The sequence below is a fragment of the Acinetobacter sp. V110_1 genome, from assembly GCF_031798975.1.
Classification (GTDB): Bacteria; Pseudomonadota; Gammaproteobacteria; order Pseudomonadales; family Moraxellaceae; genus Acinetobacter; species Acinetobacter nosocomialis_A.
In genome coordinates this window covers 21,992-44,579 of record NZ_JAVQNN010000026.1, presented here as the reverse complement: position 1 = coordinate 44,579, position 22,588 = coordinate 21,992, and the positions used below count along the sequence as shown (strand labels likewise).

Below are 22,588 nucleotides of genomic sequence, written 5' to 3'. Positions count from 1 at the left end.
TCTGTTCTCTGTTCTCTGTTCTCTGTTCTCTGTTCTCTGTTCTCTGTTCTCTGTTCTCTGTTATTGATATTTCTGTTTTAACTCATCTTTTTCTTGTTCTGATAAAAATGCGATTTTAAGTCCATTTTCTTGAGCTGTATAAATTTGCTCAGGGCTTAAACCAGCTAAAGGGGCAGCAGTTAAATATTCATGCTGTATCTCAATGCCTTCTACTGCTGGGTCATCCGTATTAATGGTAGCAAGCACTCCATGTTCTAAAAAAGTCTTTAATGGATGCTCTGCTAAAGAAGGCACTGTGTTGGTTTGAATGTTCGAAGTCAGGCAAGATTCAATCCCAATCTGGTGTTTAGCCAAATAATCTAGAAGTTTTAAATCTTGAACTGCTTTAACACCATGTCCAATCCGTTCGGCACCTAATTCTTCAATGGCTTGCCAAATACTTTCTGGGCCAGCAGCTTCGCCTGCATGTACGGTAATATGCCAACCTGCATCACGTGCTTTTTTAAAGTGATTAATAAATAAATTGCCCGGAAAACCAAGCTCATCTCCAGCAAGATCCAACGCTTTAATATCATTTTTATGGGCAAGCAGGGCATTTAATTCTTTTTCGCAGGCTTCTTGACCAAAAGTACGACTCATAATGCCAATTAAATTCGCTTTTACCCCGTACACCTGATTACCCTCTTTTACGCCAGCAATCACAGCTTCAACAACACCTTCGAGCGGGAGTTGATGTGTCATTCCCATATAACCCGGGGAAAAACGCAGCTCTACATAGTCTAGGCCTTGCTGTGCTGCATCTTGCATGTTTTCAAAAGCAATACGTTTGCAGGCATCTAGGCTCGCTAATACTTTTACACCCCAATCGAGCTTAGATAAAAAACTTAATAAGTCTGGTTGGTTATCCATCACTTGTACGTGGGGTCGTAAAGATTCAATGTCGTAAGCAGGTAAATCTAAATTGTATTGTTGCCCCAAGTCTAAAATGGTTTGAATGCGGATGTTGCCATCAAGGTGGCGGTGTATATCTGTAAGTGGAAGCGTTTTAGTAATCATAAATTTCTTCTTATCTGTTGTTATTAATTCATCATGCCTGTTTAGTTGCGCTGATAAAAGTTTGGATTTGCTATGTTTTTGTGAAAAGCGTTGAGTTGAGTTTTTTGAACTTACTATATTTGTATAAGTTTTAATTTTGATGACATTGTTCTGGCCTAAGAAGACAACGCAGTCTGTGTAAGATACGAGCACCAAGATTTTTATTGTTTTTAATTTCGCTGAGCCTATTTTTTGTTGACTCTTCAAGAGTGGATTGGCTGAAGAATGGTCATTGGTATTTTGGCTTTTACTTGTAAAGATGAATAAAGGCTTGCTAAAGACCAAACTGATAAAGCGATTAATTTATCTGTAGAAATCTATTTCTGGCAAGTAAATGAAAAAGAAGAAATAGGAAGCACTCAAATGAAGTCGGTACTTTGTCATCAAGCAAAACTACAAGTGGTGGACCAACCAAAATTAACCCCTGCTAAAGGACAGGTTTTATTGGAAGTGGTGCGATGTGGGATCTGTGGCTCTGATTTGCATATGCAGCATCACTGCGACCACATGCATGATCTGGCTGCACGTGTCGGGTTTAATGGTTTAGCCAAGTCTACAGATTCGTTTGTATTGGGACATGAGTTTTGTGGCAAGGTTTTAGACTACGGCCCAAAAACACGTCATAAATTTAAAGCCGATACACTCGTTTGCGCAATGCCGCTTTTAAATGTAGATCAGCATGGTTATTTATCTACAGGGCTTTCTCCAAATGCATCTGGTGGCTATGCAGAGCAAGTACTGGCTCAGACGAGCTTGATGTTTGAAGTACCGAATGGTCTAGATGCAGATAGTGCCGCCATGACTGAACCTATGGCGGTTGCATTACATGCTGTTCGCCGTAGCCGTGTGAAAACTGGTGAACCTGCGATTGTGATTGGCTGTGGTCCTGTCGGGCTAGGTGTCATATTAATGCTTAAAGCAGCTGGGGTTAAAACTGTAGTTGCCAGCGACTTTTCACCAAACCGCCGTAAGCTTGCCGAGCAATGTGGTGCGGATATTGTGGTAGACCCTAAAGAGACATCGCCATTTGCCAACTGGAAAGAGTTTGGTTTGCTTGGCAATGTTTCCGATGCGATTAACATGGGCATGGGGCTGTTTGATAAGTTACAAGCGACACGCTTACCATGGTGGCACGGATGGCGCATGATTGATAAGTTGGGTGCTCTGCCAAAACGTCCTGTTATTTTTGAATGTGTGGGCGTACCGGGTGTTTTACAGCAAATTATTGAAGGTGCACCTCTGTTTTCCCGAATTGTTGGGGTGGGCGTGTGCATGCAAAGTGACAAAATCGAACCCGCACTTGCAATTAATAAAGAGTTAGAAATTCAGTTCGTGTTGGGCTATACACCGCTTGAGTTTCGAGATGCGCTACACATGATTGCAGAAGGTAAAGTGAACTGTTCACCGCTCATTACGGGTGTTGTTGGCCTAGAAGGTGTAACTAATGCATTTGAAGCGTTACGTGATCCTGAACAGCATGCCAAAATCTTGATTGACCCAAAACGTAGCGGTTCAGATATTCAATTAATGAGTCATTAATTTCAAAGTCATTTATGCTCAACTAAAAAGGTTGTGATCTCACTAATCACAATCTTTTTTTATTTTTATAGATCGCAATATGTGGCACAAATCAAAGCTGCTGAGCTAATGCGTATTGGTCTTTAGTTGTTCTAGTTCTTGGTAAATCCACTCAACAAATTTTTGAATAGTCGGTGAGATGTCTTGGCTCGAATGAATAAGGTAATACTTTCGGCTACCTTTTAATTTTTTATTGGAAACAATCACCAGTTCTTTTTTTTGTAGTTCAGACTCAATCAACATTTGTGGAATTAAAGCCATTCCCATGTCATGACTGGCAGCAACGGCAAGCATCGAAAATAACTCATGGCGCTGTCCATCAAAAGGTTTAGGGTGCTGCATCTGATGAGTTAGAAACCATTCTTGCCAAATGCTAGGCCGAGTGGTTTGTTGTAGTAGGGGAATTTTTAGCAAATCTTCAGGGCTTAAATCATAGGTATTTTCGTTAATCATCACAGCATCTGGAAAATACTTTTCGATTAGCCTTGGTGAGCATACAGGTACAATTTCTTCATCCATTAAATAATGCGCTTGTATGCCGGGCCAGTGGTCAATTTGCTGCTGAGTACCTGCAAAAATGGCAGCGTCAAAAATATTGTCGTTAAATAAAAAAGGTTTGGTACTAGTTTCTAAGTGAACTGTAATTTCAGGGTGTTTTTGATTTAAAAGATGAAGTTTAGGTAACAGCCAGCGCGTTGCAAAGGTAGGAACCACACCTAACTTTAATGTTCCACCTAAACCTTTATGAGAAATCACATCGGCCGTACATTTCTCTAAACCTAATAAGTAAGGCTTAATACTTTTAAAATACTGCTGACCTGCAATGGTGAGTTCAACACCATGCCGAGTACGTATAAAAAGTTCAATACCCAAGAAATCTTCTAATTGTTGAATTTGGCGAGAAACTGCACTTTGGGTAATACATAACTCTTGAGCAGCATAGGTATAACTTAAATGTTTTGCTGCACTTTCAAAGCAAATCAGGCCCTGAATGGACGGGATACTTCTTCGCATAAATAAATCCTTTTATTTGTCGTCATATTTCAAAATGGCATATGACTTAAATGCAGATATCAAAGTTTAGTATAAAAATAAGCCACTTTTAATGAAATACAACGAATTAAATATCTAAATTTAATGTCTCTTATTTTAAATATGCGTAAGTCGCATATCTGCATGAACATTTATCGTTTGATTACTGCATTTTTCACGCATAACATCGAGTTAAATAAAGAAGATCAAATTAAGCAGAGGATGCGATGAATCACATGGTGACAACAAAAAAAGCAAAAGTTCAATTTAACTGGCAAGACCCATTTTTAATTGAACAACAGCTTAGCCCAGATGAGCGCATGATTCGTGATGCGGCTCATGCCTATTGCCAAGAACGCCTGCAACCCCGTGTACTTGAACAATTCCGTCATGAAAAAACAGACCCATCTATTTTTCGTGAAATGGGAGAGCTTGGCTTACTGGGCCCAACTATTCCTGAGCAATATGGCGGCGCGGGTTTGAACTATGTGAGTTATGGCTTGGTTGCACGTGAAATTGAATATGTCGATTCGGGTTACCGCTCTATGGCGAGTGTGCAAAGTTCACTAGTGATGGTTCCGATTCATGAATTTGGTACCGAAGAGCAAAAGCAGAAGTACTTACCTAAACTAGCTACGGGTGAATACATTGGCTGTTTTGGTTTGACCGAGCCTGATCATGGTTCAGACCCGGGCAGTATGATTACTCGTGCTAAAAAAGTTGACGGTGGTTACCGTTTAAGTGGCGCAAAAATGTGGATTACCAATAGTCCAATTGCCGATGTATTTGTGGTCTGGGCAAAAGAAGTTTCTGCTGAAGGCAATGTCGGTGATATTCGAGGCTTCATTTTAGAAAAGGGCTGGGAAGGTTTATCTGCGCCTGCCATTCATGGCAAGGTCGGTTTACGTGCCTCGATTACAGGTGAAATTGTAATGGATAACGTATTTGTACCTGAAGAGAATGCATTCCCTGAAATTCGAGGTTTAAAAGGCCCATTTACCTGTCTAAATAGCGCCCGTTATGGCATTGCATGGGGTGCAATGGGTGCTGCTGAATTCTGTTGGCATACTGCACATCAATACACCATGGACCGCAAACAATTTGGTCGCCCGTTAGCTGCAAATCAATTGATTCAAAAGAAACTGGCAGATATGCAAACTGAAATTGCGTTGGGTTTGCAAGTGGCGTTACGTTTTGGTCGTATGAAAGATGAAGGTATTGCGTCAGTTGAAGGCACATCTCTAATTAAGCGTAACAACTGTGGGAAAGCACTTGATATTGCTCGTATGGCGCGTGACATGATGGGTGGAAACGGTATTAGTGACGAGTTTGGTGTGGCACGCCATTTGGTTAACCTTGAAGTCGTAAATACCTACGAAGGTACACATGACGTTCATGCTTTGATTTTAGGTCGTGCGCAAACAGGCATTGCCGCATTTAGTAACTAATTCATTTTTAAAAAATAGAGGTGTTCTTTCGAGAACGCCTTTAGGGATTTTTACGCAAAAATTTATGGATAATGACAAGATTCATCGTAAGGATACTCATGTAAAGATGTGCCTCTGTGTACTTAAAACTAAATGTAAGATGATGAAAATATACAAGATTAAGTCATACAGGAAACATAAGTAAGCTACCGATGACTCATTTGGGAAAATGAGGAACTAAAGATGAACAATGACGTTCAAGTAATATCGAAAGAGTTAAGAACTACATTTCCAAGTAACCTTGGAACATATGAAAAGATTGGACCTCATACATGGAAATGGGCGTTGTTATTTGCCTATTTTGCGATGGTGGTCGATGGCATTGATATTATGCTGCTGTCTTATAGCTTGACTAGTTTAAAGGCAGAGTTTGGTTTAAGTACCTTTCAAGCAGGTGCCTTAGGTAGTGCTTCTTTAGCAGGTATGGGTATTGGCGGTATTTTAGGTGGTTGGGCATGTGACAAGTTTGGCCGTGTAAGAACCATTGCTAACTCAGTGACTTTCTTTTCTGTAGCGACCTGTTTATTGGGCTTTACGCAAAGCTTCGAGCAATTTATGGCCTTACGTTTTATTGGTGCTTTAGGAATCGGAGCACTGTATATGGCCTGTAATACCTTAATGGCTGAATATGTACCCACCACTTACCGTACAACGGTCTTGGGCACATTACAGACGGGACAAACCGTAGGTTATATTGCTGCGACGCTATTAGCAGGGGCAATTATTCCAGATCATGGCTGGCGTGTTTTATTCTTCCTGACTGTAGTACCTGCTTTCGTTAATATTTTCCTACAACGATTTGTGCCAGAGCCAAAATCTTGGCAGCTCACCAAAATTGAAAGCTTACAAGGAAAAAGACAACCTAAAGAAATGGTCGTGGCTGAAACGCCGAAAAGTGGCAGTATTTATAAGCAAATTTTTAATAACTTTAAGCACCGTAAAATGTTTTTGTTGTGGATGACCACAGCATTCTTCTTGCAGTTTGGCTATTACGGCATTAACAACTGGATGCCAAGTTATTTAGAAACAGAAGTGCATATGAACTTTAAAAACTTAACCAGTTATATGGTGGGTTCATATACAGCAATGATTCTAGGCAAAATTTTAGCGGGCTATCTTGCAGACAAATTTAACCGCCGTGCTGTCTTTGTATTTGGAACAATTGCGAGCGCCGTGTTTTTGCCAATCATTATTTTCTTTAATACCCCTGACAATATTTTGTATTTATTAATCACCTTTGGCTTCTTATATGGCATTCCATACGGTGTGAACGCAACTTATATGGCTGAAAGTTTTTCAACTGATGTACGCGGAACAGCTATTGGCGGTGCTTATAACATTGGTCGTGTCGGGGCTGCGATTGCACCAGCCACCATTGGTTTCTTAGCGTCGGGCGGTACGTTTACCATGGCCTTTATTGTGATGGGTGCTGCGTATTTTGTTGCGGGTGTATTGCCAGGCTTATTTATTAAAGATCGTCAGTACGATCCACAAAGACAATCATAAACAATGACAGGGAGGTGCATTAGCACCTTCTAAAAAGATAAGGGTATCGTTATGGGTGCATTACAAGGAATTCGGGTTTTAGATTTAAGTCGTGTACTTGCGGGGCCATGGTGTGGGCAAATCTTGGCAGACCTTGGCGCGGAAGTGATTAAAATTGAACGTCCTCGAGTCGGTGATGACACCCGTATGTGGGGCCCACCATGGATGCCCGACCAAGATGGAAACATGACCCGTGAATCTGGTTATTTCCAGTGTACCAACCGCAATAAATATTCTGTTGCTGTAGACATTACCACACCCGAAGGTCAGGCCTTAATTTATGAAATTGCCAAGACTGCGGATGTAGTCATTGAAAATTATAAGACAGGGTCTTTGTCTAAATATGGTTTGGACTACGCGTCATTAAGTGAGTTAAACCCAAATATTGTTTATTGCTCGATTACTGGTTTTGGACAAGATGGCCCACGTGCAGAAGAACCCGGTTATGATTTTATTATTCAGGGTATGTCAGGTCTGATGAGCATTACCGGTGAACCTGATGATGTGGCAGGCGGTGGTGCGCAAAAAGTTGGCGTGGCTGTTGTAGATATTCAAACTGGATTGTATTCTACCATTGCCATTCAAGCTGCCTTGATTGCACGGTCGCACACAGGGCGTGGTCAATATATTGATATGTCCTTACTTGATGTACAAGTCGCAGCACTGGCAAATCAGGGAATGAACTATTTAGCTTCAGGTAAAGCCCCGCAGCGCATGGGCAATCAACACCCAAGCATTGTGCCATATCAAACTTTTAAGGCTAAAGATAAAGAATTTATTATTGCTTGCGGTAACGACAAACAGTTTAAAGATTTGTGTGTTGCGATTGGTTATCCAGAGTTACTCGAAAATGAAAAATTTGTGCGCAACCAAGACCGCGTCAAATATCGAAATGAACTAATTCCTTTATTGTCGGAGCACTTTTTGCAGAAAACTGCTAAAGAATGGGTTGATAAGATTCATTCGCTTAAAGTGCCCGTAGGTGTTATCAACTCTATTGAAGATGCTTTGGCTGAACCACAAATCGTGCATCGTAATTTGGTGGTGAATATTCCTCATCGTTTAAATGAAAACTTCCAAACGATTGGCTCACCAATCAAGCTATCTGATACTCCAGTTGAATATCATCATGCACCACCAGAGCTTGGTGAACATACCGCTCAAATCTTATCGAAATTTAAAACGGCAGAAGAGCTGGCTACGTTAAAAGAGAAGGGCATTATTGATGGAAAAATTGCTTAAGCTGTTACTTTTTTAATGTGATTCAATTTAAATAAAAACTGTGATTTGCAATAAATCACAGTTTTTTTTATTAAAAAGTAAGCGTTTTAATATTTAAAAATAAGCGGCAGTTCTGGTCTGAAATCATGAATCATTCCTTGAGGTTCATGATCAAAACTAATTTCCATTAAATGCTCTGATCCATCAGTCACTTCAAAATCATCAAGCGAATTGAACAGCAATGAAGTAGGGTGCTTTTCAAGGTTTGGAATAGAAACCTTAATTGCGGTGATTTCTGATAAATCTTTGCTATGCACAAGTGGCTGTTGTTTTTCTTTTGCGGCAAGGTCCGGTCGTGAAGCAAATGAAATGAAGAACCACATCGGTTCAGATACCACAGAATCTTTGGCAACATTTACTTCTAAGCTGGCTGGTAAATAGCTTGGCTTGTACACCCAATTAGGAAATTTTGCACCGTTATCATCTTTATTTTTAGGGCGAAAACAAATACCAAAAGGGGACGCGATATTATTTTGAGTACTTAGTCGCTCAAAAAGCAGAGTCGGTTTTGTGAGATCACTTGAGGCTTCTTCTGGGTTATTTAAAAAGATTAATTCGATAAAGCTATTTTTAAAGAAAAAGCGTCTGTTTTCTGTACCTTGACCCGGGTGCTTATTGGATGAACCTTCTGTTAGACCGAATTTTTTTAAAGTTTCAGCTTCGGGAGCGCCTGATTGTACACAAATAAAAATATGGTCCACTTCCATTTTAAGTTCTCATACTAATGTTGATGAATATTAAATAATTGATTAATAGAATTTTTCATGTTTATCGCAAGTATTTCATCGAAACCATCGACTAAAAAGCGGCTAATTAAGCCTTCAATCACCGTATAGATCAGCTCAGATAAAGCTTCACCATTTGGTATATTGCAGTTTTCCGCAATCAGTACTTTAATCCATTGTTTATGGGCTTTAGAAATAGAAATAATGTCTTGATCATCTTGGTTAGATTCAGCGACCGCTCTTACAAATAAACAGCCTTTAAAAAAATCTTGTCTAAACCAATTGGTGTGCCAATCCAGAATTTTATTGATGGCTTCCAACCCTGTTGCATCTCCCACATAGCCCAAAAGGCTTTGCTTAAACCGTTCATCACGAGCAACGAGTACAGACTTAACCAGTTGATTTTTATTTTTATAGTACGTGTACATGGTTGTTTTAGAGCAGCCAGATTCATCGCGAATCAAGTCAACGCCAACCCCGACAAAACTATTTTCATTAAATAACTTCTCGGCTGTATCTAATATTTTTAAGGCAGATTTTGACATGTGTCTTTTCCAAAAAATAAAATAGTACAGATCTGTACTATTTGAAATTTTATCTATATGCTTTTTAAAAAGCAAATTTTTGTTTGAGGAAAAAAACATGTTCTCGATCTTTTATGGCAAAGAAAAACTGGCTCCATCGCCCAGTAAAGTTGATATTTTAAGAAGTCTTATTGGGGGGACGCTCAGTATTTTTATACTTCTGTGGTTGAGTAAGTTCACACACAATATCTTTATCATGGCGCCGTTTGGTGCGACCTGTGTATTGCTCTATACCGTGTCGCAGTCACCTTTGGCGCAGCCGAGAAATATTATATTTGGACATCTTATTTCGGCTTTTGTCGGTTTGTTTTTTCTAAAATTTGTTGGTGTTTCTATTTTTACAATTGCTTTGTCATTAGGTTGTGCCATTGCGCTCATGCAAGTGTTTAAATGCGTTCATCCACCTGCTGGGGCCAACCCTTTGGTTATTTTGCTCACTGCGAGCAGCATACATTACCAGTGGAGTTTCTTAATTTTCCCTGTTTTGGTGGGTGCAGTGTCTCTAGTTTTGGTGGCGATGCTGATTAATAATATTAAAGCGAGTACCAAGTGGCCGATGTATGGCTTGGGAATTTTAAATAGTAAAAAGTAGGGAAGCTATGAAGTATTTTGAGCTTAAAAAAATGAAAGTATTCACTACGCCAAGATAGTGAATACTTTTGAATGAAATTATGACTTCTTAGACATACGTTCTTCGATGGCAAATTTGAGTAAAGAAGCACTGCGGTAAAAACCGTGTGCGAACTTTCCAAATGGCATGGTAATAAAGAAGGTCATGACCGTGGCTAAATGGAAAATCAGTAAAAGTGCCATGTAAGGAGTATTGCGAAATGCCATAAGAACTAAGCCTGAAGCACTGACTAAAATTAAAAGGAAAATAAAGCCTCGATCTACAGGTTTCTGCTCGCGGTCACCATGCAATGGATGACGTTTAAGGTTTAAATAAAGCAAGCCAGATGGTCCAATCACTAAGCCAAACCCACCCAACGTACCCAAAATAACAGGCAAGCTAAAGATAGGGTAAGGCGCATGCAGGTTAAGGAAATAGTGATATAAAGTCGCTACACCTGTGGCTGCAAAGCAAAGCATAAAGCCATAAAACGTCAGGTGATGGAACACACGGCGGATTTGTGTGTAACGGTCATCTTGCTCATTACAGCCTTTACCATGTCCACCGTCTAAATATTTAAGTGTTAATACATTTTGAGTGGCTTGAACTAGGTCTGGTTTCTCAACTTTGCCGTGAATAACTTTAGACGTCTGTCGCCAGAATTTACTAATCCCAATGCCGAGCAGAACAATCGCAACGGTAAAGGTCGCTCCAAACAGTAGCGCTAAAAAGTTATGTGGGAAAATCGCATAGAAATTACCTTGATAGCCTGTAAACAAGTCGGTGCCTTTGTACCACACCACAGCTAACATGCATAAAAAGAAAATAGCTGATAATGCTGAGACAAAAGGAATCCCGACAGACTTATAAAGTCGACCTAAAGGTTGAGGCGTCGCAAACTCTTGGTAAGTTTCCAAACGTACTTGTGCCATCGCTTTTGGAATGTTTACACCAAACTCATGCGGCGGGGCATATTGGCAAGCATGTAAACATGCACCACAGTTATGGCACAGGTTTGCGAGGTAATGAATATCGGCTTGATTAAACTCAAGACGCTTGGTCATCGCCGCAAATACAGCACAAAATGACTCACAGTAGCGACAAGCATTACAAATCTGTAGGGCTCTTTGAACTTCCTGCTCATGGTCAGAGAGCTGAACAACTGGAATTAGGGCTTTAGTACTAGCATTCATGTTCAACTCCTTGTGAAAGTGCATAGTGGGCTGCATTTTTTCCGGCAATGCGTCCAAAGGTCGTGCCAATCGACATACCAACGCCTGCGGTATAACCCTGACCAAGTACGTTACCTGCCATCATTTCGCCTGCGACAAACAGGTTGCGGCTTGGCTTATTGTTAAAACGTACAGCAGCATCGTCTTCGACTTTTAAGCCTAAATAGGTAAAGGTAATGCCGGGTTTAAGCGCATAGGCATAGAATGGTGGGCGATCGAGAGGAACGGCCCAGTGGGTTTTGTTGGGAACAATATTTTCGGTGGTGCAGTCGTCTAAAACCGTGTGGTTAAAGGTGCCGTGCACACAAGCTTGGTTAAATTCTTCTACGGTGTGGCATAAGGTTTTTGCATCAAGTCCGATTTTTTCGGCCAGTTCTTGAATGCTATTTGCTTTCACACCCGCAAACACAGGCGGCATAAAGCGACCAATGGCTTTTGAGTCGATAATCGAATAGGCGATTTGCTGAGGTTGTTTGGCAACAAGGCGGCCCCAAATCGCATAACGTTTTGGCCAGAAGTCTTCGCCTTCATCGTAAAAACGTTCGGCTTTGTTATTGACCACAATACCTAATGAAACGCAGTCAATACGGGTGCAGATGCCGCCGTCATATAACGGTGCGCGTGCATCTACGGCCACACAGTGCGATTGTGATGGGTCACCAATAATATCGGCGCCTTGATCTATCATAAATTTGAGCAAGTTACCTTGATTAAAGCGGGTTCCGCGAATAATGAAATTATCGGCAGGCCATTCGCCGTTTTCATTTTGTCCCCATGCTTCTCTTAACCATTCCAGATTTGACTCAAAACCACCTGCGGCCAATACACAGCTTTTCGCTTTAAACACACGGCCATCTTCCGCAATTGCAGCTTCAAAATGTCCTTGGTTTAACTTTAGATCTTTAATTTTTGTGTTGTATAAAATCTCAATACCAAGTTCTTGGGCACTACGGTAATACGCATTAATGAGGGCTTTACCGCCGCCCATAAAAAAAGCATTAGTACGTGCAACATGCAAAGCACCCGATAGCGGCGGCTGAAAATTCACACCATGTTTACGCATCCAGTCGCGGCAGGTTGCCGTGCTCCGAATGACCAGTCGGGCTAAGTGCTCATTGGTTTTGCCCGCAGTCACTTTAAGTAGGTCTTGCCAATATTCTTCTTCGGGGTAGGCATCAACCAATACATCTTGAGGAGCATCATGCATGCAACGGAGGTTACGAGTGTGTTGTGAGTTACCACCACGCCATTCTTTAGGTGCTGCTTCTATGACAAGCACAGACGCACCACTTTCTTTTGCCGTGAGCGCGGCACACAGTGCGGCATTCCCACCACCAATCACAATTACATCATGCATGGATTTCTCCCTTTCTCAGCTAGGACTAATGTAGCTTTAAAAGGGAAGGTGAAGTGAGAGGCTAAGCTTGAATGGGTGTTTAGTAAAAATAAACACTAAGCGCTTAAGTGTTTATGAGTTTCGCACCAGGCCAGCGTTTTTCATTAATTAGGTTGGTCACACAAGCACGAATCACCACTTTGGTGGCTAAGGTAGCGGGTGAGAGCTCTTCTTCAGAGAGACTAATTAAATAGTTAATACGCTCAATGGCAGGTTCTACAACGCGTAGCAAACACAGATCTTGCCTTGAGTTTAATGAGGCACCCGCAGGTTGGATGGTTGCCATTTCGAGTTGGCTAATGCTTTCCATTAACAAATGCAGCCCATCAATTTCATAGGCCACTTTAAGCTGATGAATTTTCTGTTCGAGCAACAAGCGCAGCCCATGTCGTTGGCTCGGTAAAATCAGCGGAAGTTCTTTAAGCTGTGAATGATTAATGGTTTGAGTGTCGATACAGCTTTCAAGATGGTACTGACTCAGCACTTCTTTAGGCGAGATTAAAAACATCTGTTCTTTGACTAAAGGTTGTATGGCCCACTGTGGGTCGACATCGTCACTAAAGATGATCGCGACATCGAGCTGCCTTGCATTAACTAATGCCTTGAGGTCACCCGATAACCCTTCAATTAAACGGACTTTAATGTCGGGGTAGCGGTTTCTCATGAGTTTTAAAAAGTGCGTGCCTATAACCGATGCGACACTTGGCGAAAAACCGACGGTAACATGACCACTTAAACGCGAAGAATGTGCAGAATCTACAGCATGGTCTAAGTGTCTAAGCGCCAGTTGAACCTGTTGAAAAAAAGCTAAACCCGCAGGGGTGGGAACCGTACCCAAAGCAGTACGTTGTAAAAGGCGAATAGAAAGCTCGCTTTCTAATTTTGAGATTTGCTGACTTAATGCAGAAGTTCCAATATCGAGATTTTTTGCAGCTTTACCCAAGCTTCCAGACTCGATCACTGCAATAAAATACTTTAATTGTTTGAGTTCCACGGCAAATACTACATTGTCCTTTGTTCATTATTCTACACTGGTTTATCGCTATACATTTTGTTCTATTACGCTGCGTAAACCCCCTAAAGAGTAAAGGCAACACCCTCTCAAAATGTTGCCTTTTAGAGCTTTTATTGTTTAACCTGCTCAAGACCCTGTTCTTCAATAATTTGTGTCGCTTGAGGCGATTTCACAAATTGAATAAGTTCTTTTGCGACTTTTTCATGTTGCGAGTTTTTACCAATGCCCGCTGCAAACACGGTGACTTTCTGATAAGGCGCAGGAATTGGACCGACTAAATCAACTTGACCATATTGACCAGTAAAAGGTTTGATTTCGCTAATTTGTTGGAAACCAATATCAAACTGACCTTCAGCAATACGCTTTGCAACGCGGTCACCTACCACTTTTTCTGCTTTACCAGAAATCACTTTGTATTCGACAGGTGGGAAGCTTGGGAAAACATCTTTTTCAAGATGCGTACCGCTCGCACTTGCTGAATAGCCTATGTGCTTAGCATTTAATAAAACTTTTTCGAATTTTGCCGCAGAGCTAATATCTGGTTTTGGTGCACCTTTAGGTACAGCCATGCCAATGCTTGAATTGACTAAAGCACTTTGTGAACTTGGGTCTACATAACCTTTTTCTGCAAGCTTGTTCAGTTCAGGAGCAGCCAACACCACCACATCAAAACGTTCACCACGATCGAGTCGATTTGGAATTGCAGTTGGTGATGCACCCATAGATGAACCAGACGAAAGGTGAACTGTGTGACCAGTTTGCTTTTCAAATATTGGAATGAGTTTTTCCATAGATGAATAGAAACCGCCTGAGCTAATCACTTCGAGGGTATCTGCGTTAGCAAGGGTTGAGCCTAAGCCTGCACCAGCTAGGCAAATGGTCATGAAGATAGGGGACTTTTTCATAGTATCTCACTTTAATGACAGGAGAGCACAGTACGGCTGCAACATGCGCCGTACTGTTCATTAAAATTTCAGGTTAAGGAGTTGTTTTAAGCGCTAACCTTTGCAGGTTCAGCAATCGCGTCAGATTTGTTCTGCTTAGAACCGCGACATAGATATAAACTTGAGATGAGACTACATACCGCAGCAAGCATGAGCCAGTACGCTGGTGTGCTTGCATTGCCTGTGTTTTCCACAAGGTAAGTACATGCCATTGGCGTCATACCACCAAAAATAGCGGCTGCAAGACTAAACGCTAAAGAGAAGCCAACGGTACGAACACGTTTCGGCATTACTTCGGCAAGTGTTGCCACCATAGTCCCGTTGTACATACCAAAGAAGAACGAGAAGTAAGCAAGCGTGATCAGTAAGTTTGAAAAACTAATGTCGCTCACCAACCAGCTTAAAACTGGATAGCTGGTAAAGATCGCAAGAGTCGTAATACCGACTAACACTGGACGGCGACCAATTTTGTCTGAAAGCAAGCCACCCATTGGTAACCAGAAGAAATTCGATAAACCTACAAACACGGTTGCTAAAAGGCTGTCTGTGACTGACATTTCTAAAGTACGTTTTGCATATACTGTGGTGTAAACCGTAATGAAATAGAACGTGGTTGTGGTCATGGCACTCATCATCATACCTGCAAGTACAATGCGCCAGTTGCTCGCCAGTGTGCTGAAAATTTCTTTTGTTGATGGGTGAGTTTTTTGTGCTTTAAATGCTTCAGTTTCCTCTAAAGTACGACGGAATAAGAAGATTAAAGGAATGATCAAACAACCAACTAAGAATGGAATACGCCAGCCCCATTCACTCACTTGTGCATGAGTTAAAACGGTGTTGAGCCAATAACCAAATAACGCAGCAAACACCACCGCAATTTGTTGACTACCAGACTGCCAGCTTGTGATAAAACCACGGTTTTTATCGGTTGCAATTTCTGCAAGGTAAATAGACACACCGCCAGATTCAACACCTGCCGAGAAGCCCTGTAACAGACGCCCAATCACCACCAAAATTGGGGCCATAATACCAATGGTGTCATAACCTGGTACAAAGGTAATTAAGATCGTACCAATAGCCATGAGGCTCAAAGTCACAATCAAACCCTTACGACGACCAATTCTATCGACATAAGCACCCAAGAAAATAGCGCCGAGAGGACGCATAAGAAAGCCCGCAGCAAATACGGTAAATGTCATCATTAACGAGACATATTCATTTTCAGAGTGGAAAAATTTTGCTGCGATATAAGTAGCATAGAAACCAAAAAGAAAAAAATCGTACTGTTCTAAAAAGTTGCCACTCGTTACATTTAATATTTTTTTAAAAGTAGCCCTACGGTTATTAACGACATCCATTGGAGACCTCCTTGGCCTGACAAAATGGAAACATTCACGATCTTCAAAGTTTGGACGTAAATTGATTCAATCAATAAACCTAAATAGGAAATGGGTTAGAGATGAGATTTAAAGGTGTCCTTGGTAGAAAATGTGATGCCTTGTTTCCAGTTAAAACTACACATCTATATTTCGATAAACAGAAAACCACTTATCATTCGTATAAAAATGTAATCTTAAAAAGCAGGGAGGAGTGAGAGGCGAAAATTAATTAGGTATTTAGAAAAATTAATGACCCTTTAAACAATAATTTCAGAACATGGCCAAATTTGGTTTTGAATCAACTCTTTCACACATGCCTTAATGGCTGACTTGGCAGCAAGTGCAGCGGGTGATAATTCCTCTTCGGCAAGGCTCACTAAGTAGTTAATTCTTTCCACTTCTGGGTCAATCACCTTAAGCAATTGCAGCTTATGTTTGTACTCTTGCAAGCAAGCACTTCCGGGACGAACACTGGCAAGGTCAAGGTGAATCAGACTGTCCATAAGTAAGTGTAAGCCATCAATTTCATAGACAACATTAAGCTGTCCAATCTTGTGTTCAAGCAGTTTTCGTAAGCTATGACGCTGACGTGGCAACACTAACGGAATATCGCCAATTTGCTGCGACTGAATAATGCCGCTTTTAATGCAATCGGCTAGACCGTATTTTTCGAGCACTTCTTTTCGCGCCATTAAATACATTTGCTCACGCACCAAGGGCTGTATAGACCACTGCTTATCAATCTCATTGGTAAAAATAATGGCAATATCAAGCTGACGCGAATTAATCGACTGAATCAGGTTCCCCGACAGGGTTTCCACAATCTCTAAACGAATATCTGGATAACGTTCAGACATTAGTTTCATTAAAGGGATGCCAATTAAAGCCGTAATGGTCGGTGGAAAACCAAGGCTGACATGACCTGAAAGCCGTGCTGAATGTGCAGCATCTATGGCGAAGTTCACTTGACGCAAAATAAGTTGAGAGTGCTTTAAAAAGGCAAGGCCAGCAGGGGTTGGGGTCACACCAAAAGCATTACGCTGTAATAAGCGAATGCTTAACTCTTGCTCGAGCTTACTAATTTGCTGACTAATTGCCGATGCACCCACATCGAGTTTTTGGGCAGCTTTTCCAATACTGCCCGATTCAACGACCGTCAAAAAATACTTTATTTGCTTGATTTCCATAATAAATGTATTCGCTCATCATCCTTGATTTATAGAGATATGAAGGATTGGGAAATCTATCATGCGTTTTAATATTAACAGCAATACAGGCAAAAAGTTCTTAAAAAAATAACTTCTCATTTTAAAAGAACAATCGTTTTTAGGGTGATTGAAAAATAATATGCATGTTGTAGCTACACAAACTATAACTTTTCAATATGGCATCTACGGTCAAATTATTGGCGTTTTGAGCTAAGCATAATCGTTCAAATCTACATAAAGTGAGGAATCAAAATAAAAAAATATCCAGGATGGATCTATGAATTTTGTTGTGAATAAAAAAATATTTATCTTAGGAATAGCATCGATTTGCACAAGCACATTACATGCTGCTGCATTTGATAAAACAGGGCAGTCTGTAGCGGCATTTTTACAACCGGGCAACTATTTTGAAGCAAGTTTAGGAATAACAGATGCCGATTTAAGTGGTGTAGAGTCGGGTACCAACCCTTCACATCATTCAATTTCAGATATCGCCAACACCGATTATCGACCTACCGCAGCGTTAAAACTACAGTTAGCACCGCAGTATTCATTTGGCCTGCTTTACGATCAACCATTTGGTGCCGACACGGAATATTCAGGCCTAAATGGCTTTGTTGCAACGCCAAAAGACACAGTTATGTTACCCGGCATTACAACAGCAGGGCTTGCTAATGCTACTTCTGGTCAGGCTCCTACAGGAAATGCAAAATCAGAATTTGATATACAAAATTTAAGCTTTATTTTGGGATATCAACCCACAAAAAACTGGAATCTTTATGCGGGGCCAGTCTATCAAACCTTTAAAAGTCAGGTTGAATTAAGGGGTAATGTATTTAGTCTTTATAACGGCTATGACTTTCACACCAAAACTGTAGGTGACTTGGGATGGTTAGCAGGGCTTGCCTACCAGATTCCAGAAAAAGCTGTGAAAGTCTCATTAACCTACCGTTCAGCCATTACCCATAAAGTAAACGCGACTGAAAATGCCCCACTCATTGAGATGTTAAGCACTCAACAAGGTCGTGATTTAGTTAATCAGCATCTAGACTACATGATTTCTATTGGTCAGATGACTCCACAAAAGAAAGCTTACTTAAATCAGATTATTGCTAATTTGCCAGAACAAGAAGATACAGGTACAACAAAATTTAAATCTCCTGATTCAGTGAATTTGGAGTTCCAGACAGGACTTCGTCAGGGAACGTTACTGTTTGGTAGTTTACGCTGGGTAAATTGGAGTGACCTCGCTCTACAGCCTTATCGCTTCGGTGAGATCTCAAAAGTTGTTGGCGTACTATCAACGCCAAGCCGTCCGGAAGGTTTTAATTTGGTTCGTTATTATGATGACCAATGGTCTTTAAATTTGGGTTTAGGACAACGCTTTTCGCCAAAATGGTTAGGTTCTGTGTCAGTTGGATGGGACTCAGGAGCAGGAGATAAAGTCTCAACGGGTGGCCCAACTAAGGGATATTACAACTTGGGCTTGGGTGCTCAATATAGCCCGACATCGCAATACTTTATTTCTGGTGGTGTGAAGTATTACTGGTTAGGCGATGCAAAAGCTCAGCTTGGCGCACAGGCGGGTAGTGACTATTATGTAGGTGAGTTTAAGGATAACCACTCAGTCAGCTATGGCTTAAAAATTGGATATAAATTTTAAAATTAAATCAGTCATTTATAAGGTTTTAATTACATGAATAAAATCATTAAAAACAGCCTATTTTTAGGATTATCGACTTTCATTGCAGGTTATGGAACTCTCCTTCATGCGGAAGCAAGTCCAACAACTTTGCCAGCGGTTTCGCAAAAAGCGTTAACTATTATTGATGGCCAAACAGAATGGTTAAGTAAGGTCTATAAAGACATTCATGAACACCCTGAACTTGGGTTTATGGAAACGCGTACTTCTGCCATTGTGGCCAAAGAACTTAAGTCACTGGGTTTTGACGTTAAAACCGGAATAGCCAAGACAGGCGTAGTTGGTATTTTAAAAAATGGTGAAGGGCCAACGGTCATGTACCGTGCCGATATGGATGCCAATACTGTTGAAGAAGCGACTGGTCTACCATATGCGAGTAAAGTACGCGTAAAACTCGATGATGGAACTGAAACACCTGTAGCACATATGTGCGGTCATGATGCACATGTGACATGGATGCTCAGCATGGCAAAAACATTAGTGGCTTTAAAAAAGGAATGGAGCGGAACTATTATTTTAGTCGCGCAACCTGCCGAAGAGCCGATCACAGGTGCAAAAGCTATGGTGACCGATGGCTTATGGACAAAATATAACTTACCAAAACCTGATTATTTCTTTGCCATGCATACCACACCTGCACCTGTGGGCGTGGTCATCAATGCACCGGGACCACGTATGGCGGGAACCGACCAGCTTGATGTTTTATTTAAAGGTGTGGGTGGGCATGGCTCATTACCAATGCTCACCAAGAACCCGATTAGCATGGCTGCAAACGCAGTGACTCAATATCAAACCATTATGGGTAACGCAGTTGATCCGCAACAAGCGGCAGTGTTATCGATAGGCTCAATTCAGGCTGGAAACTCGAATAACGTGATTCCTTCTACGGCATTAGTCAAAATGAATTTGCGCTGGTTTGATCCAAAAGTGCGTGAAACCATGCTAAATAATATTAAGTCTATGAGTGAAGGTGCGGCCCAAATGCAGGGGATGGGTAAAGATCAATTACCTACCTTTACGTTTAAAGGTTCGAGCACACCTGTAGTTAACAATAAAGAATTTTCGGCACGTTTAAATGGGCCTTTAAAAGCATTATTAGGAGATAAACATGTTCTAACTGAGTATCCAGCTGTTATGGGATCAGAAGATGTTCATCATTTGTTAGGCGACCAAAAAGACATTCCTTTTAACTTTATGTTTATTGGTGTGGCAGACCCAGTTGTGTTTGCAAATGCAGTCAAGCAAGGCAAACCTGTACCTTATATTCCACATAGTCCAAACTACATTGTTGATTTAAAAGCTTTACCAGTTGGTGCCAAAGTCACTACAGTTTCGATGCTAGAACTACTTACTAAAAAATAAGTTACTCATAAAAAAAGATGCACTTACATGCATCTTTTTTTTCTAAGTTTTTAAAAGTTAAGAGCAAGCCAGATATTTTTCTCGATAATGGATTGGTGATAAATCGGTCCAGCGGCGAAACGCGCGGGTAAAACTACTTACATCGGTAAAGCCAAGAATATAAGCAATCTCAGTAATATTATGGCTTGAGTTTTTAATATACGATAAGGCGAGCTCATGCCGAGTCTGATCAAGTAACTCACTATAAGAGGTGTTTTCGGCAGAAAGTTTGCGTTGCAGACTCCGTATGCTTAAGCCCAGACTTTTCGCAACATCTTGTTGTTGAAAATCACCTGTAGATAATTTTTCAATTAATTTTACTTTCACTCGTGCCAATATATTTTCTTTATCGAGCCGTGCCAGATAACGATTAATAATTTCATCATATTCTTGAGTGAGAGTCGGATTTGCACCTTCTAGTGGTTGTTCTATCGTTGCCGTATCAAACACAATCATATCTTTGGGTGCATTAAAAACAATCGGAGCTTTTAAAATACTCTGGAATGTTTCTAAATCTTCAGGTTCTGAACGTCTAAGTTCAATGCGTAATGGCGAAAAAACAGAGCCTTGTAAAGCACGACTTGAACGAATAAAAACAGAAATAAAGGCATCTATTGATTCGGGCTGAACTTCGTCGGGAACATGAATAACGAAATAATGGTTATTTCCTTGCCCATAAAACTCTAGCTCTGGAATATCCGTAACCACACGAAAATAACGAATAATTCTTAGAAACATCTCTTTTAGGGTGGTGCTAGTAATCAGTGAATGCCCTAACACATGAAAAGTATTTTGATTGACTTGGCTGGCAACTCTAAGGCCAAAACATGAATCTTGAGTTTTCTGAACTGCTAATTTCCATAAATTTGCTGTTTGTTTTAATGAATATCGTGCATCAGGATTACTCAGAGCCTGAATATCTAAACCTGCTTGTTCTAATAAAGGTTGACTATCAACACCGGCTTTTTCGAGCGCTTTTTGAATCGCTTTCACCCAGCTAGCCAGTGCCGTTGCTGTCTGTGGCATGTTATGTCCTATAACTTGTGATTCATATTCCTCGGAACAGTATAAAAGATTCAAAACTAAAAAATCTTTTGTTTATTTTGAATCTTTTTATTTTGGCATCCATAGCCAATAGATTGGCGTTTCGAGCTAAGCACACTTAGGGCGATCTAAATAAAGTAGGGGCATGAAAAACTGAGGAATAACGGATGACCTATATTTATAAAAATCCTGCCGGAATGACCGATAGCGAAAAAACCGAACATATTAAAAAAGTAGTGACAGCAGAAGGCGTGGCTTTACGCAAACGCCATCCTATTTTGAACCATCAAAATGCCATTGGGGCGATGATTCTATTTATATCTTTGGTCGGCATGATAGCGACTGCCGTGCTCTATATAAATCATCAACTTTCAGCTTGGTTTGCAATTCCGATTATTGCTTTTTTTGCATCGCTCACCCATGAGTTAGAGCATGACCTCATTCACTGGATGTATTTTAGAAAGAAACCATGGGCACATCATTTAATGATGGGCTTAGTCTGGTTAGCTCGACCAAGTACCATTAACCCGTGGAAACGTCGTGAGCTGCATTTTAACCATCATAAAAACTCAGGCACCGAAGTTGATTTAGAAGAAAGAGCTTTAACCAATGGCGAGCAGTGGAGCATACGTCGACTCATCGCGATTGGTGATAACGGCTTGGCGGTCTTGTTCCGTATTATTTCTGCAAGCAATTGGACGGTTAGAAAAGTAATTTTTAAACGTGCATTTATGGCTTATTTTCCACTAGGGATTATTCACTGGTCGTTGTGGTATATCTTTTTAGGTTTTCATGCAGTAGATGCTGTTGCAGGTTGGGTGAATGCACCGATTGCTTGGTCAGTTACCACTTTAAATATTATGCATGTGATTAATATTTTGACCGTTGTTTGGATTGCACCGAATGTGCTGCGTACCTTTTGCTTGCATTTTGTGACAAGCAATATGCATTACTACGGCGATGTCGAACTGGGTAATGTCATTCAACAAACTCAAGTATTAACGCCGTGGTGGATGATGCCGTTCCAATTGTTTTGCTTTAACTTTGGTTCAACACATGCCATCCATCATTTTGTGGTGAAAGAACCATTCTACATTCGCCAAATGACCGCACCAGTTGCCCATAAAGTCATGCGTGATATGGGAGTGCGGTTTAACGATGTTGGTACTTTTAAAAGAGCAAACCGTTGGAACGTAAATAATTTATCTGAGTCAAAAAGTTAAAACATAGCTTTTTATCTCACTCAAATGGACTGAGTTCTGTACGAAGCACTCAGTCCATTAACCATAACTTCACTATAGAGTTTCTTAAAAATTAAACGGCTCTACTG

At 40.8% G+C, this 22,588-nt stretch carries 19 protein-coding genes; 8 read left to right on the top strand and 11 right to left on the bottom strand.

What is annotated here, in order from left to right; all coding sequences use genetic code 11:
* Positions 1-60: 60 nt before the first annotated feature.
* Positions 61-1,056 carry an adenosine deaminase gene (gene add / locus RMA95_RS10345; RefSeq protein WP_311070360.1) on the bottom strand — a complete coding sequence of 332 codons (996 nt, stop codon included), beginning with the start codon at positions 1,054-1,056 and terminating at the stop codon, positions 61-63.
* Between the two features lie 402 nt (positions 1,057-1,458).
* Between add and RMA95_RS10340 the strand changes: the two genes are divergently transcribed.
* Positions 1,459-2,634, top strand: a complete 1,176-nt coding sequence (locus RMA95_RS10340) for a zinc-binding dehydrogenase (RefSeq protein WP_311070359.1) — start codon at positions 1,459-1,461, stop codon at positions 2,632-2,634.
* A 105-nt stretch (positions 2,635-2,739) separates the two neighbouring features.
* Here the strand turns inward: RMA95_RS10340 and RMA95_RS10335 are convergent, their stop codons facing one another.
* Positions 2,740-3,687 carry a LysR substrate-binding domain-containing protein gene (locus RMA95_RS10335; protein WP_311070358.1) on the bottom strand — a complete coding sequence of 316 codons (948 nt, stop codon included), beginning with the start codon at positions 3,685-3,687 and terminating at the stop codon, positions 2,740-2,742.
* A gap of 245 nt (positions 3,688-3,932) precedes the next feature.
* Here RMA95_RS10335 and RMA95_RS10330 point away from each other — a divergent pair, with 245 nt between their 5' ends.
* From RMA95_RS10330 to RMA95_RS10320, 3 genes are all read left to right on the top strand, one after another.
* Positions 3,933-5,153, top strand: a complete 1,221-nt coding sequence (locus tag RMA95_RS10330; RefSeq protein WP_004703641.1) for an acyl-CoA dehydrogenase — start codon at positions 3,933-3,935, stop codon at positions 5,151-5,153.
* Positions 5,154-5,375: 222 nt separating this feature from the next.
* Positions 5,376-6,698, top strand: coding sequence for an MFS transporter (locus RMA95_RS10325; RefSeq protein ID WP_311070357.1), 1,323 nt, complete (start codon positions 5,376-5,378; stop codon positions 6,696-6,698).
* 51 nt (positions 6,699-6,749) lie between these two features.
* Positions 6,750-7,979, top strand: coding sequence for a CaiB/BaiF CoA-transferase family protein (locus RMA95_RS10320; RefSeq protein ID WP_311070356.1), 1,230 nt, complete (start codon positions 6,750-6,752; stop codon positions 7,977-7,979).
* Between the two features lie 86 nt (positions 7,980-8,065).
* Here the strand turns inward: RMA95_RS10320 and RMA95_RS10315 are convergent, their stop codons facing one another.
* Entirely contained in the window at positions 8,066-8,725 is a 660-nt protein-coding gene (locus tag RMA95_RS10315) for a VOC family protein (RefSeq protein ID WP_311070355.1), read from the bottom strand.
* A gap of 14 nt (positions 8,726-8,739) precedes the next feature.
* Complete coding sequence (locus RMA95_RS10310; protein ID WP_016166975.1) at positions 8,740-9,288, bottom strand: TetR/AcrR family transcriptional regulator; 549 nt, start codon at positions 9,286-9,288, stop codon at positions 8,740-8,742.
* 97 nt (positions 9,289-9,385) lie between these two features.
* Here RMA95_RS10310 and RMA95_RS10305 point away from each other — a divergent pair, with 97 nt between their 5' ends.
* On the top strand, positions 9,386-9,919 hold the full coding sequence (locus RMA95_RS10305; RefSeq protein ID WP_311070354.1) for an HPP family protein: 534 nt from the start codon (positions 9,386-9,388) through the stop codon (positions 9,917-9,919).
* A gap of 77 nt (positions 9,920-9,996) precedes the next feature.
* Here RMA95_RS10305 and tcuB read toward each other — a convergent pair whose 3' ends face one another.
* From tcuB to RMA95_RS10275, 6 genes are all read right to left on the bottom strand, one after another.
* Positions 9,997-11,130 carry a tricarballylate utilization 4Fe-4S protein TcuB gene (gene tcuB / locus RMA95_RS10300; protein ID WP_311070353.1) on the bottom strand — a complete coding sequence of 378 codons (1,134 nt, stop codon included), beginning with the start codon at positions 11,128-11,130 and terminating at the stop codon, positions 9,997-9,999.
* Positions 11,120-12,526 carry an FAD-dependent tricarballylate dehydrogenase TcuA gene (gene tcuA / locus RMA95_RS10295; protein WP_311070352.1) on the bottom strand — a complete coding sequence of 469 codons (1,407 nt, stop codon included), beginning with the start codon at positions 12,524-12,526 and terminating at the stop codon, positions 11,120-11,122. Before tcuA ends, tcuB begins: the two co-directional genes overlap by 11 nt.
* 103 nt (positions 12,527-12,629) lie before the next feature.
* Positions 12,630-13,559, bottom strand: a complete 930-nt coding sequence (locus RMA95_RS10290) for a LysR substrate-binding domain-containing protein (protein WP_218657387.1) — start codon at positions 13,557-13,559, stop codon at positions 12,630-12,632.
* Between the two features lie 131 nt (positions 13,560-13,690).
* Positions 13,691-14,485, bottom strand: a complete 795-nt coding sequence (locus RMA95_RS10285) for a substrate-binding domain-containing protein (protein WP_311070351.1) — start codon at positions 14,483-14,485, stop codon at positions 13,691-13,693.
* An 86-nt stretch (positions 14,486-14,571) separates the two neighbouring features.
* Positions 14,572-15,882, bottom strand: a complete 1,311-nt coding sequence (locus RMA95_RS10280; RefSeq protein WP_311070350.1) for an MFS transporter — start codon at positions 15,880-15,882, stop codon at positions 14,572-14,574.
* A 278-nt stretch (positions 15,883-16,160) separates the two neighbouring features.
* The gene (locus tag RMA95_RS10275; RefSeq protein ID WP_039254680.1) at positions 16,161-17,090 is read right to left on the bottom strand and encodes a LysR family transcriptional regulator; all 930 of its coding nucleotides are present in this window, start codon (positions 17,088-17,090) and stop codon (positions 16,161-16,163) included.
* A gap of 298 nt (positions 17,091-17,388) precedes the next feature.
* On the opposite strand from RMA95_RS10275, the gene RMA95_RS10270 reads away from it, so the two are divergent.
* Both RMA95_RS10270 and RMA95_RS10265 read left to right on the top strand, forming a co-directional pair.
* On the top strand, positions 17,389-18,774 hold the full coding sequence (locus RMA95_RS10270) for a long-chain fatty acid transporter (protein WP_311070349.1): 1,386 nt from the start codon (positions 17,389-17,391) through the stop codon (positions 18,772-18,774).
* Positions 18,775-18,807: 33 nt separating this feature from the next.
* Positions 18,808-20,175, top strand: coding sequence for an amidohydrolase (locus tag RMA95_RS10265; RefSeq protein ID WP_311070348.1), 1,368 nt, complete (start codon positions 18,808-18,810; stop codon positions 20,173-20,175).
* A gap of 57 nt (positions 20,176-20,232) precedes the next feature.
* Here RMA95_RS10265 and RMA95_RS10260 read toward each other — a convergent pair whose 3' ends face one another.
* Positions 20,233-21,240, bottom strand: a complete 1,008-nt coding sequence (locus tag RMA95_RS10260) for an AraC family transcriptional regulator (RefSeq protein WP_311070347.1) — start codon at positions 21,238-21,240, stop codon at positions 20,233-20,235.
* A gap of 215 nt (positions 21,241-21,455) precedes the next feature.
* Between RMA95_RS10260 and RMA95_RS10255 the strand changes: the two genes are divergently transcribed.
* On the top strand, positions 21,456-22,481 hold the full coding sequence (locus RMA95_RS10255; RefSeq protein WP_311070363.1) for a fatty acid desaturase: 1,026 nt from the start codon (positions 21,456-21,458) through the stop codon (positions 22,479-22,481).
* Positions 22,482-22,588 lie beyond the last annotated feature (107 nt).

Coding starts and splice junctions, on each gene's coding strand:
- RMA95_RS10340 (WP_311070359.1), top strand. CDS start 1,459: ATGAAGTCGGTACTTTGTCATCAAGCAAAACTACAAGTGGTGGACCAA.
- RMA95_RS10270 (WP_311070349.1), top strand. CDS start 17,389: ATGAATTTTGTTGTGAATAAAAAAATATTTATCTTAGGAATAGCATCG.
- tcuA (WP_311070352.1), bottom strand. CDS start 12,526: ATGCATGATGTAATTGTGATTGGTGGTGGGAATGCCGCACTGTGTGCC.
- RMA95_RS10325 (WP_311070357.1), top strand. CDS start 5,376: ATGAACAATGACGTTCAAGTAATATCGAAAGAGTTAAGAACTACATTT.
- RMA95_RS10335 (WP_311070358.1), bottom strand. CDS start 3,687: ATGCGAAGAAGTATCCCGTCCATTCAGGGCCTGATTTGCTTTGAAAGT.
- add (WP_311070360.1), bottom strand. CDS start 1,056: ATGATTACTAAAACGCTTCCACTTACAGATATACACCGCCACCTTGAT.
- RMA95_RS10315 (WP_311070355.1), bottom strand. CDS start 8,725: ATGGAAGTGGACCATATTTTTATTTGTGTACAATCAGGCGCTCCCGAA.
- RMA95_RS10305 (WP_311070354.1), top strand. CDS start 9,386: ATGTTCTCGATCTTTTATGGCAAAGAAAAACTGGCTCCATCGCCCAGT.
- RMA95_RS10260 (WP_311070347.1), bottom strand. CDS start 21,240: ATGCCACAGACAGCAACGGCACTGGCTAGCTGGGTGAAAGCGATTCAA.
- RMA95_RS10320 (WP_311070356.1), top strand. CDS start 6,750: ATGGGTGCATTACAAGGAATTCGGGTTTTAGATTTAAGTCGTGTACTT.
- RMA95_RS10330 (WP_004703641.1), top strand. CDS start 3,933: ATGAATCACATGGTGACAACAAAAAAAGCAAAAGTTCAATTTAACTGG.
- tcuB (WP_311070353.1), bottom strand. CDS start 11,130: ATGAATGCTAGTACTAAAGCCCTAATTCCAGTTGTTCAGCTCTCTGAC.
- RMA95_RS10285 (WP_311070351.1), bottom strand. CDS start 14,485: ATGAAAAAGTCCCCTATCTTCATGACCATTTGCCTAGCTGGTGCAGGC.
- RMA95_RS10255 (WP_311070363.1), top strand. CDS start 21,456: ATGACCGATAGCGAAAAAACCGAACATATTAAAAAAGTAGTGACAGCA.
- RMA95_RS10275 (WP_039254680.1), bottom strand. CDS start 17,090: ATGGAAATCAAGCAAATAAAGTATTTTTTGACGGTCGTTGAATCGGGC.
- RMA95_RS10280 (WP_311070350.1), bottom strand. CDS start 15,882: ATGGATGTCGTTAATAACCGTAGGGCTACTTTTAAAAAAATATTAAAT.
- RMA95_RS10265 (WP_311070348.1), top strand. CDS start 18,808: ATGAATAAAATCATTAAAAACAGCCTATTTTTAGGATTATCGACTTTC.
- RMA95_RS10310 (WP_016166975.1), bottom strand. CDS start 9,288: ATGTCAAAATCTGCCTTAAAAATATTAGATACAGCCGAGAAGTTATTT.